Raw genomic sequence first — 11,274 nt, forward strand, 5'->3', positions numbered from 1 at the left:
CCAAAGGGACGGGCGGCGTCGCCCTGCCTTTATGCCGCGAGCCTTTCTGCCATGACGGGATCTGCCATGGACTGCCGCCTGATCGTCTTCGACGTGGACGGCACGCTCGTCGATAGCCAGCACCTGATTCTCGCGTCGATGCAGGCCGCCTTTGACTTCCTCGGCGAGCCGCTGCCGCCGCGCGAGACGGCGCTCTCCGTCGTCGGCCTCTCGCTGCCGGAAGCGATGGGGACGCTCCTGCCGCATCTCCCGCCCGAGGACGCGCTGCGGGCCGCTGACAGCTACCGGCAGCATTTCCTCGCCCGTCGGCTCGAGAATGCGGCAGAATCGGTGCCGCCGCTCTATCCGGGCGCTCTCGACGCCCTCGAGCGGCTGAACGCGACGCCCGAGACGCTGCTCGGCGTCGCCACCGGCAAGGCAAGGCGCGGTCTCGACCACCTGCTCGACGCCTACGATCTCCGGCAGCTTTTCGTTACACTGCAGACCGCCGACGGCCACCCCTCAAAACCGCACCCGTCGATGCTGCTCAGCGCGCTCGCCGAGAGCGGCGCGACGCCCGGGTGCGCCGCGATGGTCGGCGACACCGAGTATGACATCGCCATGGGCCGGGCCGCGGGCATGCGCACTGTCGGCGTCGCGTGGGGCTATCACCCCCGCGACCGGCTGGCCGCGGCCGGCGCCGACGTGGTGATCGACGGTTTCGCCGAGCTCGACGCGGCGCTTGCCTCCCTCGGGCTGGTGCCCGCATGAGCCTCACCCCGCAGAAACGCTTCTGGACCGAGGCGACGCCCCGTCCCGAGCCCGACGGCTTCGGCGTGTCGCTCGATACGCGCCCCCTCAAGACGCCGGCCGGCGCCACGCTCATCGTCCCGACCGAGGCCCTCGCTGCCGCCATCGCCGCCGAGTGGAACGCCATCGACGGCGCGATCCGCCCTGACGAGCTCCACCTCACCCGCGCGGCGAACTCCGCCATCGACCGCATCGCGCCGGACCCCGGGCCAGTGATCGACGCCATCGCGGAATATGGCGGCTCCGACCTGCTCTGCTACCGCGCCGCCGAGCCGGAGGCCCTCGCGGAGCGGCAGGCCGCGGGCTGGGATCCCTGGCTCGCCTGGTCGGCGCGCGAACTGCACGCTCCGCTGATCGCCGTCACCGGCATTGCTCACCAGCAGCAGCCCGGCCCGAGCCTCGCCGCGCTGCACGCCGCCACCGCCGCCTACACCCCCTTCGCCCTCGCCGGCCTCTATGGACTGGTGTCGCTCTCGGGCTCGCTGATCCTCGGCCTCGCCGTCGCTCGCGGCGCGCTTCCGGCCGAAGAAGCGTGGGCTCTCGCCCGGATCGACGAGACCTGGCAGGCGGAGCAATGGGGCCTCGACGCGGAAGCAGAAGCAATGGCCGCCGCCGCGCGCGCGGATTTCCTCGGATCGGCCCGCCTGCTCACGCTGCTCGACTGACCAGCACTCCGCCCGCATCCGCGGCACATACAACGAACTGCCGGACTATTCATCAATTTCTGTGATGCCAGGGTTAATGAATCTTCATCGGCCCGCTTGACGTTTGGCTGCCTCCCTTCAACAGTAGCGCACGGGCGGTGAACATCGCCCCGTGAACAAAAACCCGGGGGGAGACGACCCCTGCCCCGTGTCCTCAGGATGCGGCCCAACAGGAAAACACACGGATGCACAAAGGTATTCTTCTCGGAGCGTTCGCCGGCATGGCCCTCGCCGCCGGAGCGGCGTCCGCGGGCACCCTCGACGATGTAAAGGCGCGCGGAACCCTCAAGTGCGGTGTCAATGCCGGCCTCGCCGGGTTCGCGGCGCCCGACGCCAGCGGCCGCTGGGAAGGCTTCGACGTCGCCTATTGCCGCGCGCTCGCCGCGGCGGTCCTCGGCGACGCCGAGAAGGTCGAGTTCACGCCCACCACCACCGAGACCCGCTTTACCGCACTGGTTTCCGGCGAGATCGACGTGCTCGCCCGCAACTCGACCTGGACCTTCACCCGCGACGTCGACCTGAAGCTCGACTTCATCGGGGTCAACTACTACGACGGCCAGGGCTTCATGGTGTCGAAGGATCTCGGCGTCACCTCCGCGAAGGAACTCGACGGCGCCACGGTCTGCATCCAGACCGGCACCACCACCGAGCTGAACCTCGCCGACTTCTTCAAGACCAACGGCATGACCTATCAGCCAGTGCCGATCCAGACCGAGGCCGAGGCGCGCCAGCAGTTCCTCGGCGGCGCCTGCGACGCCTACACCACCGACGCCTCGGGCCTTGCCGCCGCGCGCTCGGGCTACCCGAACCCGGAAAACTACATCATCCTGCCGGAGATCATCTCCAAGGAACCGCTCGGGCCGGTCGTGCGCCACGGTGACAACCAGTGGGCCGACATCGGCCGCTGGACCTTCAACGCGCTCGTCTCCGCCGAAGAGCTCGGCGTCACCAAGGCAAACCTCGACGAGATGAAGGGGTCGCAAAACCCGGAGATCCGCCGTCTCCTCGGCGTCGAGGGCAGCCTCGGCAAGATGTTCGGCCTGAATGACGACTGGGCCTACAACGCCATCAAGGCCGGGGGCAACTACGGCGAAATCTTCGCCGCCACCATCGGCGAAGGCACGCCCTCGAACCTCGCCCGTGGCCTCAACGGCCAATGGACCGACGGCGGCCTTCTCTACTCCCCGCCCTTCCGCTGAGCTCGTCGCTCCGGCCCGGACTCCGCACGGGGTCCGGGCCGCTTGACGCCTGAGCCGTTCTTGCAGCAGGAGGGCCGCGCATGACGATGCCAGTCGCCGTGACGGCAGAGCCGTTCCGCCTGAGCATGCTCATCTACGACACGCGATATCGGTCGATCACCATCCAGATCATCGCACTTGTCGCAACACTCACCTTCTTCGGCTGGATCGTGAGCAACACGCTCGCGAACCTCGCCGCACTCGGGAAGACCTTCGACTTCGGCTTCCTGCAGCAGCGCGCCGGTTACGACATCAACCAGGCGCTGATCCCCTACACGAACGACAGCACCCATGGCCGCGCGGCGCTCGTCGGCATCGTCAACACGCTCCTCGTCGCCGTCCTCGGCTGCATCACCGCGACGATCATCGGCGTGCTGGTCGGCGTGCTCCGGCTCTCGTCGAACTGGCTCGTCGCGCGCCTCGCCACGGTCTACGTCGAGACCTTCCGCAACGTGCCGGTCCTGCTCTGGATCCTCGCGCTGATGGCGGTCATCACCGACCTCTTCCCGGCGCCCGCCGCCTTCCGGGGCGACAACGCCACCGCCGCGATGATGGCCAACGGCACCGTCGCGATCACCAACCGCGGCGCCTACATCCCGTGGCCGGTCTTCGGCACGGGCTGGCAGGCGGTCGCCATCGTCTTCCTTCTCTCGATTGCCTCCGCCTGGGCGTTCGGGCGCTACGCCCACGCCCGGCAGGTGGCGACCGGCCGCACGCTGCCGACCTTCTGGATCAAGCTGGCGCTCATCGTCCTGCCCGCCCTCATCGTCGACTGGCTGGTCGGGGCGATCTCCTTCCAGGTGCCGGAGTTGAAGCGATTCAACTTCGAAGGCGGCGGCTTCATCGACAAGTCGCTCATCGCCCTCTGGTTTGCCCTCGCGCTCTACACCGGCGCCTTCATCGCCGAAATCGTCCGCGGCGGCATCCAGGCGATCGCGCGCGGCCAGAGCGAGGCGGCGGCCGCCCTCGGCATCAGGCCCGGGCGGATCATGAGCCTCGTCATCCTGCCGCAGGCGCTTCGGGTCATCATCCCGCCGCTGATCTCGCAGTTCCTGAACCTCACCAAGAACTCCTCGCTCGCGATCGTCGTGGGCTACGCCGATGTCCGCGCCACACTCGGCGGCATCACCATGAACCAGACCGGGCGAGAGCTGGAATGCATGATCCTGATGATGGGCTTCTATCTGCTCATCAGTCTGGCAATCTCCACGGTCATGAACGTCTACAACGCCTCCGTGGCCATGAAGGAGCGCTGAGATGGACGACGTCGCCTGGACCCGCACCGAGATGCTCGGCCCCGAGGCGCCCCCGGCCAGTGCCGTCGGCATCGTCGGCTGGATGCGCGCCAACCTGTTCTCGACCTGGCTGAACGTCATCCTGACCGTCGCCGCCCTCGGCGCGATCTGGTTGCTCGCCTCGCATATCGTGCCGTTCTTCGCCCATTCGGTCTGGAACGCGAGTTCCTACAGCGAATGCCGCGAGATCGTCGCCCGCACCTGGGGCGAAGGGGCAAGCGGCGCCTGTCTCGCGGTGATCCGCGAGCGCTGGAAGCAGTTCTTCTTCGGCTTCTACCCGGCAGACTACTACTGGCGGCCGACGCTCGCGTTCATCCTGATGTTCGTCGCGCTCGCCCCGGTGCTCTTCTCCAGCCTGCCGCGCAAGATGCTCTGGTTCTCCGCGATCTTCCCCGGCGTCGCCTACTGGCTGCTCTGGGGTGGCTCGATCTTCTTTCCGATCGCGATCTACCTCGGCTTCGTCGCGGGCTACGTCGCCTTCCGCGTCGCCGAGCGCGGCCCGAGCTTCCTGCCACCGCTCGCGGCGGCGGTCGTGACCATCGTCTGGTGGCTCTTCATCGCGGGGCCGCTCGCCAACCTTCTGCCCGACATCGGGCTTCCCGCCGTTCAGTCGAAGCAGTTCGGCGGCTTCATGCTGTCGATGACGATCGGCGTCACCGGCATCGCCTTCTCGCTGCCGCTTGGCGTGCTTCTCGCGCTCGGGCGGCGCTCCGACATGCTGTTCGTGAAGTGGATCTCCGTCGGCTTCATCGAATTCATCCGCGGTGTGCCGCTCATCACTCTGCTGCTGGTCGCGTCGTTTCTGCTCAACATCTTCATGCCGCCGGGCACGAACTTCGACATCATCCTGCGCGTCATCATCATGGTCACGCTCTTCGCCGCGGCATACATGGCCGAGGTGATCCGCGGTGGCCTCGCCGCCCTGCCGCGCGGCCAGTACGAAGGCGCCGACTCGCTCGGACTCAACTACTGGCAGGCGACGCGCCTCGTGATCATGCCGCAGGCGCTCAAGATCTCGATCCCCGGTATCGTCAACACGTTCATCGGCCTCTTCAAGGACACGACGCTGGTTGCGATCATCGGCCTGCTCGATCCCGTCGGCCTCATCACCTCGATCCGCGCCAACTCCGCTTGGAACGGCATCGTGTGGGAGCTCTACGGCTTCGTCGGGTTTATGTTCTTTATCTGCTGCTTCGGAATGTCCCGATATTCACAGTACCTCGAGCGCCGTCTCCGGACGGATCGCCACTGACAGGAGCCAAGACATGGCTGACACTCATCCAGTCGACGCCTCCGATCTCGAGCCCGTCGACAAGTCCGCACTCAAGGTCTCCGATCAGGTCGCGATCGAGATCATCGACATGAACAAGTGGTACGGCCAGTTCCACGTGTTGCGCGACATCAACCTCACCGTCCGCCGCGGTGAGCGCATCGTCATCGCCGGGCCCTCGGGCTCGGGAAAATCGACACTGATCCGTTGCATCAACCGTCTGGAAGAGCACCAGAAGGGCAAGATCATCGTCGACGGCGTCGAACTTACCTCGGACCTGAAGAACATCGACAAGGTCCGCTCCGAGGTCGGGATGGTGTTCCAGCACTTCAACCTCTTCCCGCACCTCACCATCCTCGAAAACTGCACCCTCGCGCCGATCTGGGTGCGCAAGGTGCCGAAGAAGGAGGCGGAGGAGACGGCGATGCACTACCTCCGCAAGGTGAAGATCCCCGAGCAGGCGCTGAAGTATCCGGGCCAGCTCTCCGGCGGGCAGCAGCAGCGCGTGGCGATCGCCCGCTCGCTCTGCATGAAGCCGCGCATCATGCTCTTCGACGAGCCGACCTCGGCGCTTGACCCCGAGATGATCAAGGAAGTGCTCGACACCATGATCGAGCTCGCCGAGGAGGGGATGACGATGCTCTGCGTCACCCACGAAATGGGCTTCGCCCAGGCCGTGGCGAACCGGGTCATCTTCATGGACCAGGGGCAGATCGTCGAGCAGAACGAGCCGCGCGAGTTCTTCAACAATCCGCGCAACGAACGGACGAAGCTGTTCCTCAGCCAGATCCTCGGCCACTGACCACGACCGGCATCGGGCGGCGATCCCCCGCCCGATGCCGGTCAACCTCTCTCGAGATTCCCTGAACCGAAACCGCAATTGTCAGGAGTTTCAGGCGCTTGACCTGAAAGAGCAGCTCGCGCGCCCACGTCTACGGAGCACCAGTCCTGCCATCGTCGCAGTTGACGCCGCCCTCCACCCCCTGCCCTATGGCGCCGACTCGAGAATCCGGAGGGGGCAAGATGAAGACGGTTTCGGAAAACAGGAGCTTCGGCGGGGTCCAGGGCGTCTACAGCCACGCCTCGGAGGCCTGCAAATGCGAGATGACCTTCGCGGTCTACCTGCCGCCGCAAGCAGAACACGGCAAGGTCCCGGTGCTCTGGTATCTCTCCGGCCTTACCTGCACCCACGAGAACGCCATGACCAAGGCGGGCGCGCAGGCATGGGCCGCCGAGGAAGGCATCGCGCTGATCTTCCCCGACACCTCCCCCCGCGGCGAGGGCGTGCCGAACGATGAGGCCTATGACCTCGGCCAGGGCGCCGGCTTTTACGTCGACGCCACCGAAGCCCCGTGGGCGGCCAATTTCCAGATGTGGCACTACATACGCCACGAGCTGCCCGAGCTCGTCTTCTCCGAATTCCAGCTCGACCGCGACCGCCAGGGCATCACCGGCCACTCCATGGGCGGCCACGGCGCGCTGACCCTCGCCATGTCCTTCCCCGAGAACTACCGCTCGGTCTCGGCCATCTCGCCGATCGCCAACCCCACCAAGTCCGACTGGGGCCGCAAGCAGTTCGCGGCCTACCTCGGCCCCGACGAGTCGAAGTGGCGGGCGCACGACGCGACGATCCTGATGGAGGAGCGCGGCTACCCCGGAACGATCCTCATCGACCAGGGATCGGCCGACCAGTTCCTCGACCTCCTGAAGCCCGAGGCACTCGTCGCCGCCGCCGCCGCCCGGCGCCAGCCCTTCGAGTTCCGCATGATCGAGGGCTACGACCACAGCTACTTCTACGTGGCGTCGGTGATGGAAGACCACGTCCGCTGGCACGCCGAGAACCTGCGCTGAGGCTTCACTCGAGCGCGCGCGGGATCACGAAATCAACGAGGCGGCCGGCTTTCCAGCCGACCGCCTCCCAACCGTCCACATCGAAGCCGATGACCGCCGTCGCCGCCGTCGGATAGTTCACGATGCCCTCGTCACCGGGTGGCTCGGCGAGGAGCCGGCAGGCAAAGGCACTCACCCCCGGCTGATGTCCCAGCATCAGCACCGTTCCCACGTCAGGCGCTGCCCGCAGCACAGCGAGCATCGCCTCCGGCCCGGCGTGATAGAGCTCGGGCAGATAGGTTGTCGGCGCCGCCCGTGTGACCGACACGATCCCCGCCCAGGTTTCCTGCGTGCGCCGGGCACTTGATACCAGTGCCACATCCGGCAGGAAGCCGTTCGCCTTCATCCACGCACCGATCAGCACGGCGCTCTTCCGGCCGCGCTTGTTGAGAGGCCGGTCGTGATCACGCTGGCCGGGATCCGCCCAGCTGGATTTGGCGTGGCGCATCAGGATCAGTCGTCGCATACCTCCTGCCTGCCATGAAAGGCTGTCATATAAAAGCCGGTTTGCGCGGCGGGCTGCCGCGTCTCACCCACCGGACAGGCCCGGCGCACCGCGCAGCCGGTCTGAAAGCACGAAACGCCTGCGGCGGTATCGAGCCAGGCGTGGCAGGCCGGCACATCGTAGCCGCCGGGTCCAAGCGCCCCGGCCGGACACGCATCGCGGCAGGGAGCAGCGCAACCGTCGCAGGGACAGGCAGCCGCAGCCGGCAGCGCGAGCCGCCCCCGCAGCGCCAGCGCACCGCGGAAGGAGACGAAAAGCCCGAGCCGCGCGTGCACCAGCAGCCCGACCGGCGAGCTCCACGCCGACCCGCTGCGCCGCGCCCAGGCAAGGAACGGCGCGTAGGGCGGCCCGCCGAACGGAAACACCGCCGTCCCGCCGACCTCCGCCGCCATGGCGCCGACCACCCGCGCCGACCAGCGGTCGAGCGGATTGGCCGCGCTGTCGGCAAACTCCGGGCTCGCCTCGAACAGCGGCCAGAAACCGGCGGGATCCGGGCCGAGGAGCAGAAGAGTGCCGGTCCCGGCGGGCGCGTCGTCGGCGGGCTCGGGATGGAACGCACCAAGGACGGTGAGGCCGTCCCGCGCCGCGCGGGCGTCGACCCCGGCGACGCCGAGGGCCGCCATCAACCGCGGATCAGACTGCCGGCACCGTGCGCGGTGAAGAGCTCGAGAAGGACGGCATGCGGCGCACGGCCATCGAGGATGACGACGGCGCGGACCCCGCCGTCGATGGCGTCAAGCGCTGTCTGCGTCTTCGGGATCATGCCGCCAGCGATCACTCCGGTGGCCGTCAGTTCCCGGACCTGGTCGGCGGAAAGCGTTGTCAGCACCGTGCCGTCCGAGCCCTTCACGCCCGCGACGTCGGTCAGCAGCAGCAGGCGGTCCGCCTTCATCGCGGCGGCGATCGCGCCGGCCGCCGTGTCACCGTTGACGTTGAAGGTCTCGCCGTGGCGGCCGGCGCCGATCGGCGCGACGACCGGAATGAAATCGGAGCCGAGGAAGCTGCGCAGGATCTCGGGGTTCATCTCGACCGGCCTGCCGACGAAGCCGAGGTCGATCGTCACCCGCTCGCCGTCGCGCTCGGCGATCGTGATGTCCTTCTCGCAGATCATCAGGTTCGCGTCCTTGCCCGAGAGCCCGATCGCCTTGCCGCCCTGGGCGTTGATCGCCTGAACGATGTGCTTGTTGATCTTGCCGGCGAGGACCATCTCGACCACCTCGACGGTGGCGGCATCGGAGACGCGCTTGCCGTCGATGAACTCGGACTGGATGTCGAGCCGCTTCAGCATGTCGTTGATCATCGGCCCGCCGCCGTGGACGATCACCGGATTGACGTTGCACTGCTTCATGAGCACGACATCGCGGGCGAACTGCTCCATCGCCTCGTCACTGCCCATGGCGTGGCCGCCGAGCTTGATGACGATGGTGGAGCCGTCGTAGCGCTGGAGATAGGGCAGCGCCTCGGAGAGCGTCCGCGCGGTGGCGATCCAGTCACGGGTGTGGGCGGTGGGCTTGTTCATGGCTCTCCCCTGTCGCGCGCTTGCGCCCGCGGCGCGACCGCCGGATACTACCCCTCGCGCGCTGGCACAAGGAGGCAGGTCTTGCGCAGCATTGCCGCTTTGGCGGTCCTCGCGGGCCTGGTCGCCTGCACTGGTGTGCCGCCGCCGGCACCAACGGACTGCGTCTCGCTGTTCGAGCGCTTCGATCTGATCGAGGCCACCATGTCGACTGCCGGGCCGCGTCGCGACCAGCCGACGATCCGGCCGGAACTGCAACGGATCACCAGCGCGATCCGGCAGTACGGCTGCATCAGCCTGTCGCGCGAACTGAATTTCGACGCTGCGCCAACGGCGCCGATCGTCGAGAGCGGTCCGCGCCTCGTGCCGCCGGTGCGCATCCATGCCGGCGCCGTCACCTCGATGTCCGACGACGCCGCCGCACGGGCGTTCTTTGAGAGCCACGGCCTTCGCGCGACGAGCATCGGCAGCGCGGCCCTGGGTCGGCGGATCTACGTCGGGCCGTTCGCCACGCGGGGCGCCCTCGACGCGGCGCTCGCCCTCGCGCGGAGCGCCGGCTTCACCCACGCCTATCCAGCGAGGTTCTGAATGCGGAGTCTAATTGCAGGTGGTGTCCTGCTCGTCATGTTGGGCGGCTGTTCCGCCGGAATACTGGCCGACCAGCCATCCCGGGGTGATCCCGACACCTGCCTCGCCCTTTTCCAGTCCTACGACCGGGCTGTGCGCACCTATCCGGCGAACGCATTCGGCAGCGACGACAATCCCGCACCCATGGTGCCGGGACCGGTGTCGCGCCCGGCGCGGCTCCTGATCAAGGAGGGGTGCCGCACGTCCTCCGCCGATCTCGACGGTCTGCCGGAACTCGCCGCGCGCCTTGCCGGGCATCAGGTCGTCAACAGCGGCGCGACGATCCGCCCGACCGTCGTGCATGTCGGGATCGTCACCGGAATCGAGGATGAGCGTGAGGTGACGCGGTTCTTCCGCGGCCTCGGCTACGGCACGCGCGGCACCGGGGCGCCAACGCTTGGCCGGCGGCTCTACGTGGGCACGTTCACCAGTCAGGGCGCGCTCGACGAGGCGATGGCGATCGCGCGTGAAGCCGGATTCGTCGCACCGATGGCAACGACGCGCACGCGGCTCTGAGCCCTCAGCTGAGCTCCGCGACGATGGCGCGCAGCGTCGCGAGCCCCCGGCCGGTCTCCGACGAGGTCACGACGATCTCGGGGAACGCGGCCGGGTGCTTGCCGAGCATGGTTTTCGTCGCCTCGATGGCCGCAGCGAGGTCGCGGGCATTCGGCTTGTCGGCCTTGGTGAGCACTGCCTGAAAGGTGACGGCGGAGCGGTCGAGCAATGTCATGATCTCGCCGTCCACCGCCTTCGGCCCGTGGCGGGCGTCGATCAGCAGGAAGACCCGGCGCAGGGTGACGCGGCCGGCGAGGTAGGAGCGCATCAGCTCCTGCCAGCGCGCCACGACCGGCTTTGGCGCCTCGGCGAAGCCATAGCCGGGAAGGTCCACCAGATAGCGGCTGTCACCCAGAGTGAAGTAGTTGATTTCCTGCGTGCGGCCCGGCGTGTTCGAGGCGCGCGCGAGCGCCTTTCGGCCAGTCAGCGCGTTGATGAGACTCGACTTTCCGACATTCGAGCGGCCGGCGAAGCAGACTTCGAGCCGATCCGCCGGTGGCAGGCCCGACATGTCGACGACGCCCTTGAGGAACGTGACCGGCCCGGCAAAGAGCAGGCGTCCTGCCTCGGCGGCCGCGGCATCGGGTTCGGGGGCCTCGGTGAAGACGCTGCGGCTCATGACGGTCGATCCTGCGTTGCGGCCGCGGCCGGGGAGAGAGCGCCAGCGATCAGCGGCGCCGCGCGAATTGCACCTGCCCCTGCGGGACCGGAGGTCGCAAGTCCCGGATGAGCCGGGAGCGTCGAGGGCGGGAGGAGGCGAGAGGCTGGACGACGACCCAAGCGGGACCCGTTACGGCTGCTTCCTTCCGGACCTGACCGGGTTGGCGGAGCGCCTGCCCGCGCCAACCTCTCGCCCGTGCATATACGCGGGCGCACCGCCCCCGA

General features: G+C 67.9%; 13 protein-coding genes and 1 other RNA gene. 9 read left to right on the forward strand and 5 right to left on the reverse strand.

Annotated features, from left to right (window positions below; translation table 11 throughout):
- Nucleotides 1-51 precede the first annotated feature (51 nt).
- From HNP73_RS17550 to fghA, 7 genes are all read left to right on the forward strand, one after another.
- Entirely contained in the window at nucleotides 52-750 is a 699-nt protein-coding gene (locus HNP73_RS17550) for an HAD-IA family hydrolase (protein WP_246399930.1), read from the forward strand.
- Nucleotides 747-1,454 carry an ATP12 family chaperone protein gene (locus HNP73_RS17555; RefSeq protein WP_184152843.1) on the forward strand — a complete coding sequence of 236 codons (708 nt, stop codon included), beginning with the start codon at nucleotides 747-749 and terminating at the stop codon, nucleotides 1,452-1,454. The genes HNP73_RS17550 and HNP73_RS17555 overlap by 4 nt, the downstream gene beginning before the upstream one ends.
- A gap of 224 nt (nucleotides 1,455-1,678) precedes the next feature.
- Nucleotides 1,679-2,692: an amino acid ABC transporter substrate-binding protein gene (locus HNP73_RS17560; protein ID WP_184152846.1), complete on the forward strand. Its 1,014-nt coding sequence runs from the start codon at nucleotides 1,679-1,681 to the stop codon at nucleotides 2,690-2,692.
- An 80-nt stretch (nucleotides 2,693-2,772) separates the two neighbouring features.
- Nucleotides 2,773-3,987: an amino acid ABC transporter permease gene (locus HNP73_RS17565; RefSeq protein WP_184152849.1), complete on the forward strand. Its 1,215-nt coding sequence runs from the start codon at nucleotides 2,773-2,775 to the stop codon at nucleotides 3,985-3,987.
- Nucleotide 3,988: 1 nt separating this feature from the next.
- Nucleotides 3,989-5,278 carry an amino acid ABC transporter permease gene (locus tag HNP73_RS17570; RefSeq protein ID WP_184152852.1) on the forward strand — a complete coding sequence of 430 codons (1,290 nt, stop codon included), beginning with the start codon at nucleotides 3,989-3,991 and terminating at the stop codon, nucleotides 5,276-5,278.
- A 13-nt stretch (nucleotides 5,279-5,291) separates the two neighbouring features.
- Nucleotides 5,292-6,098 carry an amino acid ABC transporter ATP-binding protein gene (locus HNP73_RS17575; protein ID WP_184152855.1) on the forward strand — a complete coding sequence of 269 codons (807 nt, stop codon included), beginning with the start codon at nucleotides 5,292-5,294 and terminating at the stop codon, nucleotides 6,096-6,098.
- A 221-nt stretch (nucleotides 6,099-6,319) separates the two neighbouring features.
- A complete protein-coding gene (gene fghA / locus HNP73_RS17580; RefSeq protein ID WP_184152858.1) occupies nucleotides 6,320-7,147 on the forward strand; it encodes an S-formylglutathione hydrolase in 828 nt (275 codons plus the stop codon).
- A 4-nt stretch (nucleotides 7,148-7,151) separates the two neighbouring features.
- On the opposite strand, the gene HNP73_RS17585 is transcribed toward fghA, so the two are convergent.
- Genes HNP73_RS17585 through argB form a run of 3 tightly spaced genes read right to left on the reverse strand, consistent with a single transcriptional unit; the run spans nucleotide 7,152 to nucleotide 9,210 of the window.
- On the reverse strand, nucleotides 7,152-7,652 hold the full coding sequence (locus tag HNP73_RS17585) for a SixA phosphatase family protein (protein WP_184152861.1): 501 nt from the start codon (nucleotides 7,650-7,652) through the stop codon (nucleotides 7,152-7,154).
- Nucleotides 7,640-8,314, reverse strand: a complete 675-nt coding sequence (locus tag HNP73_RS17590) for a ferredoxin (RefSeq protein ID WP_184152864.1) — start codon at nucleotides 8,312-8,314, stop codon at nucleotides 7,640-7,642. Before HNP73_RS17590 ends, HNP73_RS17585 begins: the two co-directional genes overlap by 13 nt.
- Nucleotides 8,314-9,210 carry an acetylglutamate kinase gene (gene argB, locus HNP73_RS17595; protein WP_184152867.1) on the reverse strand — a complete coding sequence of 299 codons (897 nt, stop codon included), beginning with the start codon at nucleotides 9,208-9,210 and terminating at the stop codon, nucleotides 8,314-8,316. Before argB ends, HNP73_RS17590 begins: the two co-directional genes overlap by 1 nt.
- Before the next feature lie 81 nt (nucleotides 9,211-9,291).
- Here argB and HNP73_RS17600 point away from each other — a divergent pair, with 81 nt between their 5' ends.
- The gene (locus HNP73_RS17600) at nucleotides 9,292-9,795 is read left to right on the forward strand and encodes a hypothetical protein (RefSeq protein ID WP_184152870.1); all 504 of its coding nucleotides are present in this window, start codon (nucleotides 9,292-9,294) and stop codon (nucleotides 9,793-9,795) included.
- Entirely contained in the window at nucleotides 9,796-10,350 is a 555-nt protein-coding gene (locus HNP73_RS17605) for a hypothetical protein (RefSeq protein WP_184152873.1), read from the forward strand.
- 4 nt (nucleotides 10,351-10,354) lie between these two features.
- Here the strand turns inward: HNP73_RS17605 and yihA are convergent, their stop codons facing one another.
- Both yihA and ffs read right to left on the reverse strand, forming a co-directional pair.
- A complete protein-coding gene (yihA, locus tag HNP73_RS17610; protein ID WP_184152876.1) occupies nucleotides 10,355-11,008 on the reverse strand; it encodes a ribosome biogenesis GTP-binding protein YihA/YsxC in 654 nt (217 codons plus the stop codon).
- A gap of 135 nt (nucleotides 11,009-11,143) precedes the next feature.
- Nucleotides 11,144-11,242, reverse strand: an RNA gene (gene ffs, locus HNP73_RS17615) — signal recognition particle sRNA small type.
- Nucleotides 11,243-11,274 lie beyond the last annotated feature (32 nt).

The organism is Amaricoccus macauensis, from assembly GCF_014201905.1.
Classification (GTDB): Bacteria; Pseudomonadota; Alphaproteobacteria; order Rhodobacterales; family Rhodobacteraceae; genus Amaricoccus; species Amaricoccus macauensis.